The organism is Sulfobacillus sp. hq2 (assembly GCF_002903155.1).
In the GTDB taxonomy this organism is placed as follows: domain Bacteria; phylum Bacillota; class Sulfobacillia; order Sulfobacillales; family Sulfobacillaceae; genus Sulfobacillus; species Sulfobacillus thermotolerans.
The window spans coordinates 128517-149971 of the sequence record NZ_NWUL01000030.1; the positions used below are offsets into that span (position 1 = coordinate 128517).

Annotated in this window: 21 protein-coding genes, 1 pseudogene and 1 riboswitch; of the genes and pseudogenes, 10 read left to right on the top strand and 12 right to left on the bottom strand. The window is 53.5% G+C overall.

Annotated elements, in window-relative coordinates; all coding sequences use genetic code 11:
• Positions 1 to 106 precede the first annotated feature (106 nt).
• Complete coding sequence (locus CO251_RS06160; RefSeq protein WP_158246209.1) at positions 107 to 1249, top strand: pyridoxal phosphate-dependent aminotransferase; 1143 nt, start codon at positions 107 to 109, stop codon at positions 1247 to 1249.
• Positions 1250 to 1368: 119 nt separating this feature from the next.
• Here CO251_RS06160 and CO251_RS06165 read toward each other — a convergent pair whose 3' ends face one another.
• The 5 genes from CO251_RS06165 to CO251_RS06185 all read right to left on the bottom strand — a co-directional run bounded on the left by CO251_RS06165 (position 1369) and on the right by CO251_RS06185 (position 5494).
• The gene (locus CO251_RS06165) at positions 1369 to 1878 is read right to left on the bottom strand and encodes a hypothetical protein (protein WP_242968358.1); all 510 of its coding nucleotides are present in this window, start codon (positions 1876 to 1878) and stop codon (positions 1369 to 1371) included.
• Between the two features lie 62 nt (positions 1879 to 1940).
• On the bottom strand, positions 1941 to 2288 hold the full coding sequence (locus CO251_RS06170) for a DUF962 domain-containing protein (RefSeq protein WP_103374924.1): 348 nt from the start codon (positions 2286 to 2288) through the stop codon (positions 1941 to 1943).
• Between the two features lie 134 nt (positions 2289 to 2422).
• A complete protein-coding gene (locus CO251_RS06175) occupies positions 2423 to 3547 on the bottom strand; it encodes a peptidoglycan-binding protein (protein WP_173677075.1) in 1125 nt (374 codons plus the stop codon).
• A 7-nt stretch (positions 3548 to 3554) separates the two neighbouring features.
• Positions 3555 to 3693, bottom strand: a riboswitch (cyclic di-AMP (ydaO/yuaA leader).
• A gap of 248 nt (positions 3694 to 3941) precedes the next feature.
• A complete protein-coding gene (locus tag CO251_RS06180) occupies positions 3942 to 4367 on the bottom strand; it encodes a GtrA family protein (protein WP_103374925.1) in 426 nt (141 codons plus the stop codon).
• Positions 4364 to 5494: a glycosyltransferase family 1 protein gene (locus tag CO251_RS06185; protein WP_103374926.1), complete on the bottom strand. Its 1131-nt coding sequence runs from the start codon at positions 5492 to 5494 to the stop codon at positions 4364 to 4366. Before CO251_RS06185 ends, CO251_RS06180 begins: the two co-directional genes overlap by 4 nt.
• Before the next feature lie 203 nt (positions 5495 to 5697).
• Here CO251_RS06185 and CO251_RS06190 point away from each other — a divergent pair, with 203 nt between their 5' ends.
• Together CO251_RS06190 and CO251_RS06195 are read left to right on the top strand one after the other, a co-directional pair.
• A complete protein-coding gene (locus tag CO251_RS06190; RefSeq protein WP_103374927.1) occupies positions 5698 to 5979 on the top strand; it encodes a YtxH domain-containing protein in 282 nt (93 codons plus the stop codon).
• Entirely contained in the window at positions 5976 to 6383 is a 408-nt protein-coding gene (locus tag CO251_RS06195; protein ID WP_103374928.1) for a DUF948 domain-containing protein, read from the top strand. The genes CO251_RS06190 and CO251_RS06195 overlap by 4 nt, the downstream gene beginning before the upstream one ends.
• Before the next feature lie 311 nt (positions 6384 to 6694).
• On the opposite strand, the gene CO251_RS06200 is transcribed toward CO251_RS06195, so the two are convergent.
• The 4 genes from CO251_RS06200 to CO251_RS06215 all read right to left on the bottom strand — a co-directional run bounded on the left by CO251_RS06200 (position 6695) and on the right by CO251_RS06215 (position 9661).
• A complete protein-coding gene (locus CO251_RS06200; RefSeq protein ID WP_103374929.1) occupies positions 6695 to 7276 on the bottom strand; it encodes an NUDIX hydrolase in 582 nt (193 codons plus the stop codon).
• Positions 7277 to 7390: 114 nt separating this feature from the next.
• Positions 7391 to 8233: a family 1 encapsulin nanocompartment shell protein gene (locus CO251_RS06205; RefSeq protein ID WP_103374930.1), complete on the bottom strand. Its 843-nt coding sequence runs from the start codon at positions 8231 to 8233 to the stop codon at positions 7391 to 7393.
• 2 nt (positions 8234 to 8235) lie between these two features.
• Positions 8236 to 9084 carry a ferritin-like domain-containing protein gene (locus tag CO251_RS06210; RefSeq protein WP_103374931.1) on the bottom strand — a complete coding sequence of 283 codons (849 nt, stop codon included), beginning with the start codon at positions 9082 to 9084 and terminating at the stop codon, positions 8236 to 8238.
• Positions 9085 to 9100: 16 nt separating this feature from the next.
• Complete coding sequence (locus CO251_RS06215; protein WP_103374932.1) at positions 9101 to 9661, bottom strand: hypothetical protein; 561 nt, start codon at positions 9659 to 9661, stop codon at positions 9101 to 9103.
• A gap of 449 nt (positions 9662 to 10110) precedes the next feature.
• On the opposite strand from CO251_RS06215, the gene CO251_RS06220 reads away from it, so the two are divergent.
• From CO251_RS06220 to CO251_RS06250, 7 genes are all read left to right on the top strand, one after another.
• Positions 10111 to 10962, top strand: a complete 852-nt coding sequence (locus CO251_RS06220) for a SirB1 family protein (protein ID WP_103374933.1) — start codon at positions 10111 to 10113, stop codon at positions 10960 to 10962.
• Entirely contained in the window at positions 10949 to 11839 is an 891-nt protein-coding gene (locus CO251_RS06225; protein ID WP_103374934.1) for a DMT family transporter, read from the top strand. The genes CO251_RS06220 and CO251_RS06225 overlap by 14 nt, the downstream gene beginning before the upstream one ends.
• Before the next feature lie 75 nt (positions 11840 to 11914).
• Positions 11915 to 12502, top strand: coding sequence for a molybdenum cofactor guanylyltransferase (locus CO251_RS06230; protein ID WP_103374935.1), 588 nt, complete (start codon positions 11915 to 11917; stop codon positions 12500 to 12502).
• Positions 12503 to 13045, top strand: coding sequence for a molybdopterin-guanine dinucleotide biosynthesis protein B (locus CO251_RS06235; RefSeq protein ID WP_103374936.1), 543 nt, complete (start codon positions 12503 to 12505; stop codon positions 13043 to 13045).
• Entirely contained in the window at positions 13042 to 14295 is a 1254-nt protein-coding gene (locus tag CO251_RS06240) for a molybdopterin molybdotransferase MoeA (protein ID WP_103374937.1), read from the top strand. Before CO251_RS06235 ends, CO251_RS06240 begins: the two co-directional genes overlap by 4 nt.
• 57 nt (positions 14296 to 14352) lie before the next feature.
• Complete coding sequence (locus CO251_RS06245) at positions 14353 to 15189, top strand: serine hydrolase (RefSeq protein WP_103374938.1); 837 nt, start codon at positions 14353 to 14355, stop codon at positions 15187 to 15189.
• A complete protein-coding gene (locus CO251_RS06250) occupies positions 15186 to 16271 on the top strand; it encodes a molybdopterin-dependent oxidoreductase (protein WP_103374939.1) in 1086 nt (361 codons plus the stop codon). Before CO251_RS06245 ends, CO251_RS06250 begins: the two co-directional genes overlap by 4 nt.
• On the opposite strand, the pseudogene CO251_RS06255 reads toward CO251_RS06250, so the two are convergent.
• The 3 genes and pseudogenes from CO251_RS06255 to CO251_RS06265 all read right to left on the bottom strand — a co-directional run.
• A pseudogene (locus CO251_RS06255) lies at positions 16259 to 16570 on the bottom strand (arsenate reductase family protein); the annotation flags it as partial. The gene CO251_RS06250 and the pseudogene CO251_RS06255 sit on opposite strands and share 13 nt — an antisense overlap.
• Before the next feature lie 41 nt (positions 16571 to 16611).
• Positions 16612 to 17073, bottom strand: a complete 462-nt coding sequence (locus CO251_RS06260) for a Fur family transcriptional regulator (RefSeq protein WP_103375064.1) — start codon at positions 17071 to 17073, stop codon at positions 16612 to 16614.
• A gap of 129 nt (positions 17074 to 17202) precedes the next feature.
• Entirely contained in the window at positions 17203 to 20943 is a 3741-nt protein-coding gene (locus CO251_RS06265; protein WP_158246211.1) for an EAL domain-containing protein, read from the bottom strand.
• Between the last annotated feature and the right edge of the window lie 512 nt (positions 20944 to 21455).

The window sequence follows — 21455 nt, forward strand, 5'->3', positions numbered from 1 at the left end:
TTTCTTTGCATCCGCCTTTGTGCACAATGCTCTTGGTTGGCAGATCAGAAACCCTTACACTAGAGAAGCAATGGCAAAGCCATTCGCGAAAGGAGATCATTTTGCTGTGCACTGGGCTCAAAGCGTAAACTTGCCAACGTCTGGCATCCGAGAAATTCTCGACCTCGCCCTTCGAATGCCTGACGTCATTCGATTGGAAACCGGAGAACCCAACTTCCCTCCGGCGCCTTGTGTCATCGACGCATATTGCCAGGCCGCCCGCGATGGCTATAATCGCTACACCGCCTCGCAAGGCATCTTACCTTTGCGCGAGGCGCTGGCAGAAAAAATCTGGCGCATCAATCACGTCGCACGCACCCCCGACGAAATTCTGGTCACCCCAGGCGGCAGTCCCGCCCTATTTGTTGCATTCATGGGCATTTTACAGCCCGGCGACGAGCTTTTGGTGCCCAATCCGGGATGGCCCGATTACCTGGGCGGTGTGCAAGCCCTTCATCTCAACGCGCATCCCTATCCCCTGCGTGCTCCGGACTTTTGGCCGGATCTCGACACCTTGACGCGATGCGTCACCCCCAAGACCCGAGCCATCGTCCTAAATTTTCCCGGCAATCCCGCCGGAAGCCTGCCGGATGCGACCCATCTCAAGACATTAGTGGCTTTTGCCGAGCAGCACGACTTGTGGATTATTTCAGACGAAGTCTACGATCAAATTGTGTATGAAGGCTCCGCGTTGTCTCCCGCCACGTTAGCCCCAGACCGTACCATCTCCATCTACTCATTTTCCAAAACATACGCCATGACGGGATGGCGACTGGGATACCTGGCAGCCCCTAAATCCGCTACAGAATCGTTAGGCCGCATTGCCATGGGACTTTGGTCATCAGTCTCCGAACCTTTGCAATACGCAGGTCTTGCAGCCTTGCGATATGACCAAGCAGGAATTGTAGAGCGCTTAGCCCGGTACCGTGCCCGCCGTGACTATTGTCTCGACATATTGCAAAGCCGACATATTCCTGTCACCATTCCGCAAGGCGCCTTCTATCTTCTGGTCGATATCGCACGTCTTGGGCAGGATTCCCGGTCATTCGCCTTGGATCTCCTGCAAAACGAACACATTGCGGTAGCCCCTGGCCAAGCTTTTGGGTCGCAAACAGCCTCTTACGTCCGCGTCTCTTTGGCCTCATCCGAGGCCGATTTGGACGCAGGTGTCAGTCGTCTAGCCGACCTCATCGCCTCATCGGATCCCTAGCACCCGGCCAACAAAATTCTTCGTAGTACGCAGTAAAATCGAAAACGGTGATGATTGGAATCTGGTACTTACGGAAGTTGTCCATTTTTGAGCGACAAATTATCGGTGGCCTATGGGTCTCAACTATTGACTAAGACGGCATCCCACGATTCATCGAGCACGGCTCCGGACGGCAATAGCTTAAAAGAAAAGGGGGCTAATCGCGTACTTGGATCATAATACAGACGATCATACGCAAGCCCCGGCAATTGCGGAATATTGATGTACACATCATCAACAATGGTGGTCGAAGCAATCGGACGAGGCAAATAACTTAATTGTTTCTCAATGCCTTGCATGTTGACGGGGACTTCAAACGTCACATAGTAGGTGTTAGAACCATCATCATACGCCGGGCCGTAGCTATAGTAACCCGGAATTCTCCCCGTACCGATATAGGATTGATTGCCTGTCACCTTAAGCATATTGACAGCAATATTACTACCCGACAGCGTTGGGGTGTTAATCACACGCCGCACAGGGCCTGGCATATTCCCCATGCTGGTGGGACTTCCACAGCCAGCCAACACAGACCCTAGACTCAAAAACCCAACAAACATCAGGGTACGACGGACCATACGTCGTCTCACAGGGCTCGCCTCCTCTTTTCCCATCTATATAGAAAAGAGGATCGGGGTATGCCAGAAGCGACCTAGACCTGCCGCCGGCCCTTTAACGGGTTTCGCGGCAACGAGACATCTTCAAAAGCAAATCCCCTTGTCAGCATGAGCCAAAACAGCAACACATCCGCTTGAAGAGAATACACCGGATAACGCCAGGTCGCGGGGCGATTTTTCTCAATAAAGAAATGGCTGTACCAAGCCAAAGCATACCCCACCCCCACGCTAAGAACAAGGTACCAAGCATTTAACGTCAACAGCGCAAGCAGCAGCAACACAATAGCTCCCCCGGTCCCAATAAAATGGAATAAGCGGGTGGCTGGCTTTTGGTGTTCTTGCAAATAAAATGGCCAGAACTCGTTAAATGAGTGAATTCTCATCTCTGCTTCACCTCTCTATAGTAATTCGCGAGGACGCACGGAAAATCCTTCCTACTAGGGACGCAAAACCCTGTCCCAAAGAAAAAAAGCCCCAGAGCGCATGGCGCCCTGGGGAGATTCTCCGCTTAATACGCTTATTGACCTAACACATAAACGGTCACAGGCTCAATGCCAAAATTAGAAACCGTCTGGGCGTTAGCATCCATGTAAATATCGATGTGGTGTCCCACAATGGCACCACCTGTGTCCATCGCCCGTCCTAAAAATCCCCCTTGGGGCAAATTGGGGTCTGTATACCCCGTCACATAGAGATATGACTTGAGAGGAATCAGCGAGGGATCCACGGCAATCATCCCGGGTTCGAGCGGCTGTCCAAACGCGTCAACCGGCCCATAGGGATAATTGTCTTGCAGACTCGGGCCATAAGCCGTTGCCCGTACCTGATACACTGCAATAATGGGGCGCCCATCAATCGACTGGGCATTGGGCGACACCGGACCCGTCCGCGCATACCCCGCGTCAACTGAAGAGGTTTGCGAAGCGCTGCTAGGTGCAGTCGTCGTGTTGGCGCTGCTTGGAGTCTGTGAGGTTTGCTTTATGATAGTGTTTGGCCCAAAGATACCCAATCCGGTAAGAATCTGCCGCCAGGTCTGAAAGGTGGTGACGCCTGAAGGCGCCAGGTTCTGGCTGGTCTGGAAATCTTCGAGTGCCTGTTGTGTCTTAGGACCAAATATTCCGTCAGTCGGCCCCACTTGGGAATAGCCAAGCAACTTCAAATCGGCTTGCAAGGTGGCCACCCAATGCCCTTGACTTCCCATGCTCAGCCGTTGATACATTGCCGGATGAGCTTGTTCGGAAATGGCTGGAGGCGTTACCGTCAAGGTTGTGGGGCCTTGATAACGGGGCACCAATTGGAATCCCGCTAAAATGTCTTGCCATACGGGCGCACTGGTCACACCGGTCGGTTGAAATCCATTCGCCGTCTGAAAAGCCTTCAACGCGGCAAGCGTCTTGGGGCCAAAAATTCCGTCATCAGAACCCACACTGTGGTACCCTAAAAGGTACAGATCGGCTTGCAGCGTGGCCACCCAATGAGAAACATCTCCTTGTTGCAACACTTGGTTCATTGCCGGATGCTCTTGGGCCAACGCCGCGGTGGTCGCCGATACGGAGGCCGCCATGGCACCTTGTGAAGCCATCATCCCAGCTGCCAATGTGACGCCCGCAACGGTCATTCCTTGCCATAATGCAAATCGCATGCAGTCATTCTCCCCTTAGAAATATTGCCTCCGGAGTTAGCTGACGGGTTAGGGCGCGGAGAGTGGCCCTTCCAGTCCAATGCTGGATTCACCCCCACAATTGGGTCCCCCGGTTGTTGTTTCCAACAATTTGGCTAGCGCCAGTGTAATGAACATTAACAAGCCTGTCAGATACACTCTTTGCTGCTGAGAGGAGATGACACCAGGCTGCGCCAGCCATAGGACGTAAAGGGACAAGCTTCCCACGATTCCAATATGATTCCATCATTTGGACTCAGGAATAGAAACCCTATGATGAATGCGCATGAAAACGGGAGAAAAAGGGCAAAAAAATTGAGGTGTTGGCAAAATCACGGAAAAGAAATTGGAAGAAAATCTTAATGCTGTCGGGCGATTAGACAAAAACAAACAGTTTCATCATGATGAAACTGGTCAAAGATGCTAAGAACATCGCCGCCAATTTGGCAATATTATTGGCCATGACATGAGGAATGATGTGCACTTCGAGCACTAACGGCGCGATTACCCATAAAATTAAGTCGTTCACCACAATATTGATGACCGACTGAATCACAAACAAAACGCGCTGACGCACCGCATCTTTGCCCTTGGACCGCACTTGATGGCGGAAGGTCCAACGGCTATTCCAAATATAACTATTAAGAATCGCGGCAATGACAGCAATGGTGTTATACACCACCAGCTGATCCACGTTTCGCGTCGGAAATAGCCAGTAGAGGCCATTAAAAAATAACAAATCAATGACCGCATTGCCAAATCCCACGGAAACGAATTGGATAAATTGGTAGAGCCGCGTCATCTGCCGGCCCGAAACTCTCTGATCGCTTGTTCGTACAGCTGCACGAGTTCTTTCGTCGGTTCCTGCCATCCCCATTTCTCCGCTTCTTGCCGCGCTTTAGTGGACAACACCGCTAATCCCGGCTGGTCATGAATGAGTCCATGCACCATTTCGCCTAGTAAATAAGGCTGATCGCTGGGAAATAATCGGCCAGCGCCTGAATGGTCGATCAATTCATGAGAAGGCGCGGATTCCGCCGCCACGATGGGCAGACCCGATGCCATCGCCTCCAATAAGACGAGACCTAGCGTCTCGGTGGTGCTGGGAAAGACAAAAAAATCGGCGGATGCATAAGCTGCTGCTAATTCTTGCCCAAGCAACTTACCCACAAAGGTCGTTGGCGTCTTCTCGAACCGTTCCTGGAAATACTCGACGGCCGGTCCATCCCCCACTAAAGCCAGATGAACCGACGGATTGCGCTGAAAAAGCGATAAGAGGCGTGCCAACCCTTTTTCCTTGGCAATCCGGCCCACATATAACGCAATAATTTGATCGGGGTTTCCCGAGCTTAAGCGCGCCCGCATCGACTTGTCCCGTTGCCGGGGATGAAAAACATTCAAATCAACGCCGCGCCGCCATACCCGGACACGTTCAATGCCATGCGACGTGATCTCATTCTGAATGGCCGCCGATGTCGCTAAATTATAAACGGCTTGATTGTGTAGCAGCCGCAATAATCCCCACACAGCGGGTTTGGTGAATCCCAAATGATAAAAATCAGCGTATTGAGCAATATTGGTATGATACGACGCAACAAGCGGACACTTTAATTGGCGAGCCGCCCATACGCCTGCAATGCCCAGGACGAAGGGATTGACAACATGGACAATATCCGGACTAAATTCCCGCAAATAGCGTGTAACCCGAGGCGTAGGCCATCCCCATGGCTTGCCACCATAGACAAACCCAACCGAAAAGGTCGGCACAGGCTTTACCGGAATGCCTTCAAATTCGGCTTCTCCGCCTTCCGGTGCCACGATTAAAATCTCATGACCCATCCGCCGAAGTTCGCGCACCGTCGCGGTCACACGTGTTACCACACCATCTGTTGATGGCCACCAAGTTTCGGTCACGATTGCAATTTTCATTCGGCTGCCGTCCCCAAGTGCTTGATTCGCACGCCAAATCCCACCATATTGTCCAAGTTAAACCGCACTGTGACTTTGAAACCCACATAGTATACCATAGCCGTATGATCCTGTCGTTTCCTTTGGCAAACTCATCAATCGCCAGCTCTTTCGCCTCGTCCCAAAATGTGTCACAATATAAAGAAAAACCAGGGGGCGATACGATGAATGATCGATCATGGGATCGGCTAAGTGGGTTGATTATCGGCGCAGCAATTGGAGTGGTGGCAGGGATATTGCTAGCTCCAAGCGCCGGAGAAGATACACGCGGCACCATTAAGCAAAAGACTCAAGATTCTTTAGGGCAACTTCAAAACAGTGTGCGAGACATTCGTGATTCATTAACGCAAAAAAGCCAAACCCTTTTTAAGAAAGCCGTAACAGAAATTCCGCTGGATGATGCAGATCTTGCGGACACCGACTCTCACGAGGACCAAGGTGCATGAGCATTGCTGGCGCGCTGACGGTTATTGCAATTTGTTTTGCCGTTCTGACGCTTTTGGTTGTGGGGTCCGGCATCGCGCTCCTGGTTATCGCATTGCGTGTGATTCGTTTGGAAAAAAGCATTGGGCAAGAAATCGCCGGCATCAAGGACCAGCTGGCTGACATTCTCCATGTTGCTAAAGAATCGACCACACGGATTGGTCAAACGGTCCAAGAAGTGCGTTCCTCAGCGTACCGGGTTGGACTCTTAGCCGCAGGCATTGCCGGATTTCTTCAGTCGCGGCGCGGCGCCAAAGAGCTAACGCGTCCGAAGAAATCACGTCCTTGGTGGGTATCTGGTCTCGCCTTGGGCTACTCCCTATGGAAAGACCGCAAACGTTCCCAGTCTTCCTCCCATGCCTCCTAACAACGACGGAATTTGTGCCTGATGAATAGCCTGTGAGCCAGTCGCCTGTCCACTGGCTCACATTCTTATTCCCCTCTCCATATTGGTGTACAGTCAAGAGTTTCACCACCCCATCATCATGGAGAGGAGCGGTGTTCATGAATAACGGCCCCGATCCCTGGCACGTCGATAGCCTGATGCAGCGTTTGCAAGACGCTATCGGCTGCATGGCCGACGACTATCACCATCATGCCAGTCCTTCTCGCATCTACCAGCATCTCGTTTTAATGCATGAAATTTTAGAGGTCTTGGCGGTTCAACTGCCTGTCGTTTCAGGACCCTTGCCCATCCGTCGGCAAATGGAACGCCATGCGCATTTCGGTACGGAAGAGTTGTAGGACTCGGTCATGAAGACTAAAGACCAATGAGGGGGCTTGATCCAATGAGAAATATTGAGCATCGGCGGCATCAGTGCCCGCACGCAAGCTTCCTCCTACAGGATGCCCCAAGAAGAAGCTGATAATCGTTTCATTGGTTGGAGTCGACCACGTCCCAAACTGGCGATCGAGCACAACATCAAGTCCTGTTTCCTCTTTGACTTCGCGGATGGCCGCCTGTGCTACGCTTTCGCCGAATTCTACCCCGCCCCCCGGTAACGTCAGCCCGCCCACAGCCGGCGGGTAGCGGCGCGTCACGAGGACAATCTGCTGTTGGCGTGGCTCGTACACCAATACCGCTGCTGCGGGCAATGCCCGTTCCCAATATACGAATCCACAATGTTGGCAATAACGGCGTTCTTTACCGTCCCATTCATGAGCAGAGAGTGGCTGCCCGCAGAGCGGACAAAACTTCCACTGAGATGCTGGAGCATGTCGCCACTGTACAAAGTCATTTGTCTCAGAGTCTTTTGCCATCTGTTCTCACCCTAATCATTTCCCGGCCTTAGGATTATGCCGATAGACTCTACCGCCTCTCATTACATCTTCCCATGGAAGCCACCCCACGGCAAGCTTCTGAAAATCTCCTCTTTAGGCATTAGCGGGCGCAATGTGGCAAATCGCCGCAGGGCGTTTGATGCGCAGCGTCAAGGTTTCCAGCACACGCAACCGGTGATTCATCGACGTGGATTCCACATACCCAACGACCGCATCGATGCCGATCGCCAAGTCCATATTTTCTGCTCCCGCTGCCAAGACCAATACCGTATGGGTTGGCATCAAGGGCGAAACATAAACGCCTTGCTCGGCCAGTTTTCGAATTTGTTCGATTTCCAACACACCCGTATTGCCATACAGCCGGTGCCATGTTGCAAACAGTTCTGGGCCAACGACAACGGTATAAGGGGGGTAAAAACCCGCGGCACTTAAGACGTTGATCGCTCGCACCACATCATGAAACCCACTATTCGGCTGCTCTTCACCAGGCGTCAATACCTGCCGGCCAGAAACGGTCAGAAGCCCCTCAATCTGATTGCTAGCGTCGCCCTCTAAAATCAAACGGTCCTCTGCTTGCGCAACTAATGAGGCCGCCGCCTCTGCCATGGACCAGTCGATGGGGATTCCCTGAGCCCGCGCCGACTCAATGTCTCGCCAAAACACGAGAAAATCCCTGTGCAGCAGGGGAATCTTTTGATAAAGGCGGTGGGCTAGACGAACCGCATCATTGGTTTCACCTACCATATCCACCTGGCCTTGACCACTAGGCGGTGTGCGGTCGACGGGAATCACTTGAACACCTGATCCGACCGGTCCAAACAGTGACAAAAAGCGACGGCCGGTGACTTGCTGAGCGATAACGCGCCGTACGGCCTCATCCAGCAAAGCCCACTCACGCTCATTTAGCGGTGCTTGGTCACGTTGCAAAAACTCCATGATTATGCCTTCTTTCCGGCGTCTTTTAAGGGGCCTACGGTCCACCCACTAGCATCAGCGTTTTGCCATTGATATTCCTGATGTGCCAAAATGCGCCGCATTAAGGGCGCGAAGTCTGGGCTTTCTTGTTCTACCCACGCTAAAACATGTTGATAGACCGGTTTCTGCGGTGAGTCGGGGGATACACGATGCCCTGAAGCTTTACGCCAGTCAGGATATTGGCCCATAGGCGTTAAGGCTTCGGCGATCCATCCCAAATGTTTCATTTCCTCCACAGCCCGGTCTTCATCGTTCATGCCAAGAGATGGGCCATGCACTGCGACAAAATACTGGAAAAGGTAGTTCAAAATTTGTTGGTATTCAAAGCCCAACAGCGTTTGCAGATGCTGCGCCACCTCGGCGACTGCGACGTTTGGCCCCGCTTCAAAATCAGGTGCAGTCCCCTCGGTTTGCTCCGCCATCTCCTGAAATTGGCGCCGGTGGTCCTTTTCGTCCACAATTATGCGGGCCAACAGGGCCTGAATACGCGGATCATCAATACGTTCGCGATGATCCGCGTATTGCGCAATGGCCTCGTTTTCGGCCGCAATGTCTATCACTAACGCCTCTTTGAGCACCGTGACGGGCTCCGCATGGCGCGGCGTCAAATCCGGGACGCCTTGCAGAGACACGACCGTATGCGCGAGCCATTTTAAGTGGCGCATTTCATCGCGAGCGATGGATTCGATACGCGGCCCATAGACTTCAGCAACCGTCCAAGCATGCGTCAAATAGTGGACAATGGCATCATGTTCTCCCCGAATATCTGCATTGAGGAGCCGAATTTGTTCGTCGTTGTTCGTATCGACCATCTCCTCTTGAGAATCGCTAGGCCTTATCCAAGTTCTCCTTAAGCACCTTGAGTTCTTGTCCCATGGTTTGCATTTGAGTTTGCGCCAGCGTTAAAAACTTTTCCAGCTGGGGTTGACGCTCCCGGTCGACTTCCATAATATGGCGCAATTCATTATACAAGTCCAACGCCCGATCCAACTCTTGCCGCACGGTTTGCATCCGCTCCTCTAACTGCGCGCGGTATTCGGCCGCCTCTTCCGACTGAATTAAAGGCTGAACCGCTTCCATCAACCACACGTCATCCGTTGACAGCCGCAATGCAATCGCCGCGGACCGAAACGGAGTTGCTGCCTGAATCCACGTCAACGGATCTGGAACGGGCACACCGCGGACATACCCTTGCCATAACGGACCCGCCAGTTCAATGCGGCGATGAATCGACATCGTCATCGCTAGCGTTTGATCTTCGGGCCATTGCCTCACAAATACCACACGTGCGGGATCGGCCATCAAGTACCCGACGACCGTTTGAATGACCGGGCTGTTATAGGCTATCCGGCCAATATAGGTCAAAATCTTTTGTTGATCGGCTACCACCCGCTTTGCCTCCTTTTTCGGCTAACACGCTATTAAAAACATGCCCCGTAAATGGTTCCGTCACTCAGTGGAATTACTTTCCTTAGTAGCATAGCACAGCCCGTTATGTCATAACAGGTTTTTGCCCACGAGCTCCTTTGACCGCCAAAGCTGGGTATACTAAGTGGGAAGATTATCCTGGCGTGCTAACCTTTACTAATGGAAACATGGAGAAACCATGCGGGTATTTGGAATTAACCCGGTTCCGACTCTTGTCAGGCCCTGTATAATAAGAGTGAAGCCGACTTCGATCAAAGTATTTCAGAATAGGCAGGAAAATTGGCCGACACCGCGAATACTATGATAACGGCTGAACATACCGGACACTCGTCACCGGTATGTGTTCCATAAACTGGAGCAACCCACGGTATCTCGGCCGCATTGAAGTAGAGAAGAAAGGAGCGGCGGCCATGAAAACATTGACAGAGAGAGAAATCAAAGCATTGATTCATCTCCTGGGAGATGACGATATCAAAACGGCTCAAATCGCACGGCAGAGACTGATTGAATCTCGCCAGGAGGCTCAGCCATTTCTCGAAGATGCTCGTACGTCCCTCGATCCTCATGTGCGCACACGCGTATACAGTATTCTGGAACGCCTGCGCCTCGACGAATTAGGGGAACGTTTTCGTCATTTCGCGGCCATGCCCTCCGCTTGGATCGATTTAGAAGAAGGCGCGTTTCTCATTGCGGAATCCGGATACCCCACCATCAATCGCCAACACTACCGGGACATGCTCGATAGTATGGCTCAAACCTTTAAGGAGCGGATGGAGGAGCAAGGGCTCAAAGGGCGCGAACTAATTGAGGCGTTAAATCACTATTTCTTTGAAGAACTAGGATTTACCGGCAACCGCGACAATTATTACGACGCGGATAATAGCTACCTCAATCAGGTGTTAGATCGTCGGTTGGGCATTCCTATCAGTCTGTCTCTTGTCTACCTTCTCATTGCGCGCCGCTTGCGCATTCCTGTGGTGGGCATCAGCATGCCAGGGCATTTTCTGTTGCAATATAATGACAGTCTGTTCATTGATGCCTTCGAGAAAGGACAGCTGCTCAATCGCGGAGAATGTGTGCAGTTTCTCATGACCAATGGATTTGGATTCCATCCAGCCTATTTGAGTCCGACGCCGACCAGGTTCATGTTGGTCCGCATGCTCACCAACCTCATTCAGATCTACAGCACGCAAGATCCCGATCGGGCAGACTCGCTCAGTGCATTCCGCGACATGCTGACCCAGTCCTATGCCAAAGTCTGACGGTTCGCCGTCTTCTAACACCCCAGCTGCCATTCAGCTCTACGGGGCATTGGCCGTTGGGGTGTTATCTGTGTCGAGCGCGGCTGTTCTGATTCGTTTAGCCCATGCTCCTGCATCCGCCATTGCATTTTGGCGCCTTTTCTTAACCAGCCTCCTTTTGCTTCCGGTGCTCAAACGCCCTGCGCTCTCTGTTACGCGCCAAGCGTGGCCTATGATGGCCCTGTCTGGCATTTTTTTAGCCGCTCATTTCATTTTCTGGATTCACTCATTGTCCTTGCTTCCGGTAGCTCTCTCCACCGCCCTGGTTTCCACCCATCCTCTCCTGGTTGCCTTGTTTCGCCGCCTTCAAGGACATCATCCCTTGCCTCGTGGTACCCAATGGGGCCTGGGGCTCTTAGCTGCCGGGCTCGCCACATTGGCGCTGGGGGCAGGCCCTCATGTGTCCTGGCTAGGGATTGCCGATGCGTTGGCGGGGTCCTTATTTGCAGGCGCCTACATCCTAACGGGCGCTTATGCCCGTCGTACCCTCTCGGCGACGACTTATTCGTGGGGCACTTACACTGCAGCCTCTTTCATACTCGCACTTGGGCTCTGGGGCCGCCAAGGCAATTTCGGCCCTATGTCTTGGCATCTTCTGCTGCTCTATGGGCTGATGGCGGTGATTCCTACTTTGGGCGGCCATACGCTATTTAATTGGATGCTCCGGTTTGTGCCCGCCTCCCATGTCTCATTAGCGATGGTCGGGGAAATCCCCGGGGCTGCTCTCTTAGCGTGGCTCGTGTTACACCAGCTGCCCACCTTTGCCATGTGGCTCAGTATTCTCCTGATTACATGCGGCATTGCTATCGCGTTAAGCACCGAACGCATGCGGCCTTAGCGGTAAAAGCTCTAGCATTTTAGTTCCCCACAAATACCGATATAATATCCGTAAAAGGCAAAGGGGCTTGGCGCCATGACCATCTGCGTAGACGGCTTAGTGCTAGCCGGGGGACAATCTCAACGAATGGGCCGCGATAAAGCGGAGTTGTTGCACCCCAGCGGTGTCACGTGGGCCGAATATGCCCGCCATACCCTACAACAATCCGGCGCTCAAACCATTTGGATCTCGCGTCCGTTCGGCTATCAACCCCGGACTTTTTACGATGTGGTTGATAATACGCCGCATCCTGGTCCCTTAGGCGGTATCGCGCAAGCCCTCACGGTATCATCTGCAGATTTTCTCGCCGTCCTCGCCACCGATTTGCCTTTTGCCAGCCCCCGATTATTTGCTCATCTCTTCTCGCACTTGGGGGAGGCCGACGGCATCTTTCCGTACTGGCGTCAGGACCGGCAACCGCTGGCCGGATATTGGTCCGTTCATCTACTGCCCGCCCTCCAGCAGTTTCTATCGCACGGTGGCCATAAAGTTCAAGAGTTTTTGGCATCGCAGCGCATTCTTTGGGTTCTTGTGCCCGAGCCAACCTGGATCGTCAATATCAACACTCCCGAAGACTGGGCACATTGGCAGTCGACTAGTCTCCCCGAAGGGAGCGTGCCCTAAATGGCTGTGATGCAGATCGCGGGATATTCCAATACGGGTAAAACCCGCCTCATTGAAGCTCTCTGCCAGCAACTCCCTGGGCCTGTTCTGGTTGTGAAATTTTCTCATCACCGACCTCGCCCTGACCGCGTAGGCTCAGACACCGACCGATTCGCCCATGCAGGTGCCCACACCGTGCTCATGCAGCCCTATCAAGCCACCTGGCGGAGTCCTTTTCCACTTCCCATCGATTGGAGGCAAGTAGACCGGTGGTATCCATGGATTCTTTGGGAAGGAGCAAAATCGGTCGCGACGCCGAAAATTGTTGTCGGGTCAGAGCTCTTAGTACAAGAACTTGACAACGTGCGCGCCGTTATCGGACCCACCCCACCGTCAGAGGTCGATCTCTGGTTTAAAGCCCCCTTGCCTTTAACACTGGCCCTAGCCTCACAAGCCGCGGCTTGGATCATTGAACATCACATGGCGCTCAGTTTTTCGGTGGATAACATTCCTGTTCTGCCACCCAGGTCTAGCGAGCGCCCACTAGGAAAGGAACCGCTATGAGATATATCTCCGTCGAGGAGGCTATAGCCCTCCTCATTCACCACACCCCGCCCCTACAAGAGACCGAGTGGGTGCCACTCACCCAGTCGAGCGGGCGTACCCTGGCCATGACCATCACGGCCCAAAGCGCCGCGCCCCCGTTTGCACGCTCAGCCATGGACGGCTATGCCCTCAAAGCGCTAGATACCCCGGGCACTTTCCGCATCGCTGGTTACGTGTCGGCCGGGGAGGTTTTGAGGAAGCCCCTGCAAGCAGGCGATGCTGTACGCATTATGACCGGGGCCCCACTACCCGAAGGACTCGATGCGGTCATCGAACAAGAGGCCGTCGAGCTGCAAGCAGGGGTAGTACATGTCGCACAACGAGTTCAGCCTGGACGCAATGTCACGCTGCAAGGATCGGAATTCCCTCAAGGCACAGTCTTAATGCGGCCCGGACAGCGATTAGGCTCTTTGCAGATCGGAGTCTTAGCCCTCGGAGGCTATGCCCACATCGCAGTCTACCGCCGACTTCGCGTACTACTCGTCACCTCAGGTGACGAACTCATAGATCCAGGCAATGCCCTGGGACCTGGACAAATTTATAATGTGAACGCCTCATTATTCTATAGCTTACTGCACGAGTTAGGCGCCGATGTGACAGTCCAGCACCTTCCCGACACCCTAGACGCGGTCCATGAGTTCTTTAATCGCCCCGATCTCGCAGCTTATGATCTAGTACTCACAACCGGCGGGGTGTCGGTGGGGGACAAAGATCACATTATTCATTTCTTACAACAACGCGCCCAATTGCTTTTTTGGCGTACTGACATGCACCCTGGCAAATCTATTGCTGCAGCGCGATATCAGGGAACGACGATCCTCGCTTTGTCAGGCAATCCAGGCGCCGCGTTAATGTCTTGGTACAATATTGCTCTACCCTTTTTGGTCGCGCTGTTGCATGCGCAACTGCCAATAGAACGAATGTCCGGACGATTACTGCAAGATTTCCCTAAAAAAACACGGGAAACCCGCTTTCTACGCGCGAGACTTATAAGGCAACCAGACGGTTGGTATTTTGATACCAACCTCCCCCAGCAATCCGACCGGATTACCACTTATGAAGCGGCGGATGTCTTGGTCGTCATCCCGCATGGTAGTCCTCCAGTTCCTGCCGGCACCGTGTTAGAAGGCAAAAAAATTCCAGGACTAGGCTCCTTGCATTTGACGTGGATAGCTCGCGAAAATGTAGCGTCGGATCCGAATTCTTAGACCATGGATTGTTCTGGAATTATTTAAAAACTTGGCCAGGAGGGAAACAAAGCCATCATGTCTATCTCGAATATACATCAGGCCATTGCACAATGGTCCCAGCACTTTTCTGGCAGGTTCACACTTTATGCAGAACATTTGCAGACCCATGAAGTCGTCGCCCATGAGCCAACCCGCCTAATGGAGACCGCATCGGTCATTAAACTGCCTATTATGATTGCTGCGATGGACCAAGTGGAAGCCGGTCATCTCGATTTAGCCACCCCACTGGTGTACACTCGTGACGATTATGTCGAAGGTTCCGGGGTAGTGCAAAATCTCACCCCGGGATTCGCCCTGTCACTCCACGACGCCCTGACCTTGATGATTACAGTCAGTGACAATGTCGCCACCAACATGGTGCTACGGCAGATCGGATTGGAGACGGTCAATGCGGTGATGCACCGCTTAGGAACGCCTCATATCCATTTATATAAGCGCATTGATTTCGCACAACCTGGACCTATTGGCATAGCCCCCGCCGACGAAATCGGCGGGCTGCTCAAAAGCCTCTATCACCGCACACTCATTAGCCCCTGGGCCTCCGGTATCATGTGGGACATTCTCACACGCCAGCAATACAATACGATCATGACACGCGACTTGCCTTATCATCTGCTAAACGAGGAGGGCGACACGCCGGCCTTGGTGCAAATCGGCAGCAAAAGCGGATCCCTCGAAGGCATTCGCAATGATGTGGGCATCGTCACGTCCAAATGGGGGGACTATACCGTCGCGCTCTTTAGCGCAGAGTGTGAAGACTTGCGCTTTCATGTCGACAATGAAGCCATGCGCCTGTTACCACGCCTCACCCGGCTGCTGTTTGACCATTTTCTCGGGCATTACCTGCCATGATACCGAAAAGGCCCCCTACATCCTTTTCCCAGCGCCATTGGCGTCACGCGCTTTGGGTCGGACTATTTGTCGCCACAGGATTTGGTCTCTTTCTGTCGAGTTGGCGGCGCGCGCTCGGACCTTGGTTTCCGGCGGTCCAAACGATTCACGAGTGGGGAGGCATTATTTATGCCCTCGCCTTGTTGGGATGGTCCGCGCGCTTCTATCCCTGGCCAGCCCCGGTGGGCAGAACACAACCGGCCTTTACCCGCTGGGCCCTCTTTTTCTTAGTGCTGCTCTGCGTCAGTGGCGTGGCCCTGTTTATAGGACCCTCGTGGACACGGTCAATCGCCACGGTGGTGCATGGAGCGAGCGCCGCGGGATTGGTCATCTGGGTGCTTACGCACCTGCTGACCCATCGGCCGACACCCTTGTCACGCGCTACCCCCTCATCAAGACGGCGCGCTCTGCACTGGATCTTAGCCACAGTTGCCACCGCCCCTTTTGTCATCGCCTTACCCAATTTACTCATGATGTTGAGCGGGCGGATCTTTCAGCAAGGGCGCACGCAAGGAGCCTTACCCGGCTTTGTGCCTTACACCGTCATTGATGGCTACCCTCAATTCACACCACAGACGTGGCGGCTTTGGGTCGATAGCCCCGTGAAGCGCACGTATCGTCTAGATGAATTGCAGCACATGCCTCCCACCTCAAGGCGTCTCAACTTCGAATGTGTGACCGGGTGGGCCGTGAATGGTGTGCAGGTGGAGGGCATTGACCTCTTGCATTTCCTCGAATCTGTAGGATGGCAACCCGAGCACACGCCGTGGGTTCTATTCTTTTCCGGCGACGGCGTCTACACAGAGTCTTTAAGCGCGGAACAAATTCACCAATATCAACCCCTATTGGTCTACGCCATGGATGGTCAGCCGTTGGCGGCCTCGCAAGGATATCCGCTGCGCTTGCTCGTCCCCGGCATGTATGGGTACAAGTCCTTAAAGTGGCTGGTGCGGATCGCGTTTTCTCCCCACGACCAGTTAGGCTATTGGGAACAGCGTGGGTATCCGCAAAATGCCTATTGGGGATCCTATCACGGATTTTGATGTCCCTCTATGGCGCTCTCCCAAGCATCCACATCAAATCCAATCCGGTGGTGACCATTCACGAACCAAATAGGGCGACGAATCAACCGCGGCTCTTTAGCCATGGCTTCCAGCCAATCGGCCTCATCTTGAATCTGCTGGACGTACCCTTTATACGCAGGGCTCCTTTTGGATACAATGGCTGCAATGCCCCCCACCCTCTGAGCCAACTCCCTCAGTTCTTCAACGTTCAGAGGCTTTTCAATCAAGTCCCGTTCGGAAAAGGCAATACGGTGTGCGCCAAGCCACGCTCGCGCTTTAGCACAGGTGCTTCACCGTCTATAACAATAGAGCTGCGTCGTCATATCTTCTCCCCCTTATCAGTTCCGCGTTTGGCCGCGCAAGCATGGCAAATGCCATAGAATTTTAGTTCATGATCAAGCACGGTAAAGCCACGTTCTTTAAATATCCGCGTTTCCAGCGTATCCAGCAAATCTTCCCCATATTCCTCGACACGTCCACAGCGCACACAAACGAGGTGGTGATGGCGGTGAGTTTCTTCTTGGTTAAATTCATACCGCGCCCGCCCATCATCAAAATTAATCCGCGTCAAAATTTCGAGGTGGGTTAATAATTCCAAAGACCGGTAGACCGTCGCCAAACCGATGTCCTGAAATTTCTTTTTAACGAGCTGATGCACTTCTTCCGCCGAGAGATGCTCCCCCGGGTGCTCAGAGAAGATGCGGATGACCAGTTCGCGTTGAGGCGTCAGCCGCTTCGACCCCTCTTCCAGCTTCCGGTATACGGATGATAGTCGTACCACGCGCACCCCTCCGTTCTCAATCCCTTGAGAATAGTCTATCATGGCAATCGCCATTTCGTCTTCGCGTCTTAACAGAAAGATTCACAACTTATGACGAATCATTGCAAAGCTGCTTCCAGCCTCTATGGCTTAAGCGGTTGGGAGCCCGTCAAGGGTCGCACCACGCGTTAAGATGAGCGATTCCAGCCGCGATAAAAGCTCCACTTCCAATTGTGAGACGTGTTGCATCACGGCGACGTTCCCTGCGTGGGAGGCCCAGCGAGCCATCTCGCGATGCAGTTCCTCGTACACGGGAGTGAGCCTGGGATCGTGGATAAACGAAGGATTGAGATGACAGGCGTGTAGATCGCTCACTTTGTCGATATCCAATAACCCCGGGGCATAATAAACCATCCCGCTAAAGGCCTCTTGGAAGACAACACGGCGAGCATAAGCCAAAAACCACTGGTCAGGGCCTATCGTTGGGACCGGCGGAATCTGGTAACCTAAGTGGCCCACGGCGACAATCTCATCAGGAGGAACCGGCCGTGAAAAGACGTAGCCTTGCACCGCCGGAACTTGTTGTCGTGCCATCAACCGAATCGCATCACGCACCGGAACCGTCTCGACGCCCTCGATGACGAGCTTGAGCCGCATGAAATCCGCGATTTGCATGAGCGCGGCCACCAACCGGATATTATGCGGATGACGTTCCAAGTCCCGCATAAATCCTTGGTCGATTTTGATGATATCGATCGGTAATTCTGCTAACCGAAAGAGGCTGGCATAAGCACGCCCCATATCGTCCAAAGCAATTTGCACCCCGAGGTGCTTAAGGGAGGCCAGTTGTCCCTTGGCACGCGGCAGAGAAAGAAACTCATCTTCTTCCAAAATTTCCAGCACCAAGCGCTGGGGCGGAACACCAGACGCCTCAAGACGCGAAGCAATCGCTTCCACAAATCCGGTCCGGAGAAAGTCGCTCGCAGCAAAATTGACCCCGATCATGAGGTCCAAGTGATCGTGCCGGTACCACCTTTGCCATTGGCTTAAGGCCTGCTCCAACACCGTAAGGCTTAATTGATATTGTTCGTCGGAACTTAAGCGCGTCAAAAATTCCGCGGGTCCCAAAATCCGCTCTCCCATTTGCAGGCGCGCCAATGCCTCCACCTCTTGCACGGCGCCCGTGGCCAGATCCACAATCGGCTGATAGACCACAACCACTTGATCCAGCGTAAACTGAAACGGTACACCAGGCTGGTGCTCGGGTAGTTGCCGGGTTAAGGGTTGATAACGGACGACCCACTGGGAACGCTGGCCTTTTTGGGCTTTGGACTGGTACAAAGCGATGTCAGCTAACCGAATCAAGGTTTCTGCTTCCCGTGCGTCGTCAGGAAAATAGGCAATGCCGGCACTGGCGCCCACTTTCACCCTGACATCAGCGCTCACCGGTATCGGCGCGTTCAATTCATGACTCATGCCTTTTAACAAGGCCTCTAACGTCACTGTGTGATCCGGCTCCAACACCATGAGCCATTCATCCCCACCGAGGCGCACCAAATGCCCGTGCCCGGCTAAACGCCGGGAAAGGCTTTGGGCGACGATTTGCAACACGCGATCGCCGTGGTCGTGGCCCCACGTATCGTTGACCGTCTTAAAATCATCCAAATCGATCATACCGACTGCCAGTTGGCGTCCTTCAGCTTCGGCCCGCTTTAGCGCTTGGGGCAAATAGTCTGCTAACCAGAGCCGGTTCGGTAAGCCCGTTAAGGGGTCATGGTGTGCCAAATCCCATGCTTGTTGTTGTGATTGTTCGAGCCTGTTCCTCGCATCTAAGGCATCTAGTCCGTGACTCATCAAATCGCCGATATGCGACAACAGCTCCATGATTTTGTCGGTCATCGCGTGCGGCTTGGCGCTGATCACGGTAAGAACCGCATAGCGTTGCCCACCGCGGCGCAAGGGAATGGATGCTGCGGCACGGCCCCCAATCTCCTCAAAGAATTGACGAAGCGTATCTGGCATCACGGGGTCACTCGCCAAATCCGGATGGGACACGGGTTGCTGGCTCTGCCACGCAGCCTCCGGCGGGGGGACGGGACTGTGATCAAAAAAGGGAGTAAATTTTTGATTGGCGTCTTGACCAGGTCCCGCTATTGCTAAGAAACGCCAACGCAAAGACGGCGCATTCTCTACCGGTTGCCCCACCCAAGCGACGAGAAACAAACCGCCTTCAACCAATCGTTCGCAACTGGAAGTCAAAATCTCGTCCGCCGTCTTGGCTTGTAAGATCGTATCGCCTTGCCGCAACAACGACCGGTAGAGGTTTTGCAGTTCCAAAAGGGTCGTGACCGTACGAGACAGTCGTTGTCGGGCCACACGTTCGGAGCGTTGCAATCCAATACGCCGAATCCCCTCTTCGATATCGACAACAAGTTCTTTTAAGAGGGTTTGTAGTTCCGGGTTAAATCCTACCATCTGACGATGATAAACGGTGAGAACGGCCGCCACATGGGATCCGTGACGAATCGCCAAGGCGGCGCTGGAACGTAAGCTAAACCGATTTAGCCAATCCCGCCAGGGCCTCATGTCGATGCCCTTGGGCGGATAATCAACCACGTCAACAAACTGGGGCTGACCGGTCATTAATGCGTGTCCGGTTGGCCCTAAACTTTCTGGTCGCCCCGGCTGCCAGGAAATCGCCACCTGCTTGGGGTGACCCGGCCGCCGCATTGCCGATAAATAGTGCGTTTCACCGACGGCCGCCACCACCCGGACAAAACCGTCCCGACTAGGGACACCAACCCATGCCAAAGCCATCTTGCCGCGCTCGACGAGGATGCGGCAGACCGTCTCATAGACTTGAAACGAACTGTCTAGCGTCGGGAGGATTTGGTTAGTTTCCGCCAACACGCTATTTAACGCGCTCACATCCCGGAGATGCTGTGCCAGTTGTGCTTGTTCCCTGTGCGCGGCGAGTTCCGCTTGCTGGGCCCACAATCGGTCCAAGCCTTCTTCGGCGGACACAATGAGTTCTTTTAAGAGGCCACGCATGGGCGCATCAAAATAGTCCTGCTCTTGATGGTAGACCGCGAAAACGGCTTCCACACGCCCCCGCACCCGAATCGGCAGAGCCGCTCCAGAACCTAAATGATATTGCTGCAAGCGTCGGCGGATAATTCGCGGCAAGTCGGGGCCCAAACGGTTGATAAACTGTGGCTGGCCTTGGTGCAAGGCTTCTAGTGCTGGCACCCCCAGGCGGTCCAGGGGAAGATCGAGCAAATCGTCCTGCTCGGGTCGACGGAGTTCCTCGAGATAGCGAATATCACCGGCCTGCGCAACCACTCGCACAAAACCCGAACGGGCATCTGCCATCCCCACCCAGGCCAACCGCATTCCGCCCACGCGAACAGCCACCTCACATAACATGTGATAGAGATGAATGGGGTCCTGGGCCTTCCCTATTTCGCCGTTCATTGTCACAACGGTACGGTAGGCTTGGATCATCCGCGAGCGCTCATACTCAATCCGGGGAAGATAAGCTTCCGCCAACAGTACGAGGTCAGCTATCAGGCGGTTAAGGGCGACAGGCCCGACGGAAACTGGGAGATGACGCTGAAGGACCTGGGCTAACCGGGGATAGGCCTCAATATAAAGCTCTACGGACTGATGGCGCTCAATGAATAGCTGCACCGCTTGGCGCATGCGGTGTTGATCCTCCGGGCTCCCCGGCGGGTAGCGAAATTGTGGGACCTGGTTGACGATCCATTGCACCTGCTCACTACCGACTCCGTTATCAGCAAGTGTCTGAGCGATAAGGGCGGCGATCTCGTCCCAGTCAATGGTTGCTAGAATCGCATTGTCGTCGTCGTCCCACCAGACAATACTCGACATTTTAATCTCTCCTACATGTTCTAATCGGATTTCCCTATAGCACGACCGCCTCGGCTGTGAGCCCGTCGTGATTAGCAAATAGCACTTATTCATAGGCCTGTCGCATCCTTAGCCGAGACATCACGATAGAAGACAGTCGCTGGCGGTCTAACGTTCCCTATAGCTTAGGGTATCCCCACATGAGAAAGATGCGCCCCTTGTCGCGGCCCACGATATCCTTCGTAGGCTCAAAAGCACGACATCACGCCTTCGGGACGCAATGGTTCCGTTGTCTCTCCATAAACCCAGTATTTTAGACGTCCGAACCAGAAAGTCCTTCTTTAGGGTTGAGGAATTTTTGCAATCTATTCCCATTGCCCTGATCATAACCGTGTTGATTTGTACGAACCTTTGAGGCGATATACGGAATAGAGAGGCGCCTTTACAAGACATCAGTACCGTCATACCCCGTTATTGCTTGAAAACGGACTACGACCGTTTTCTCGAGCTCGCCCCCTTTTGGCCGGACCATG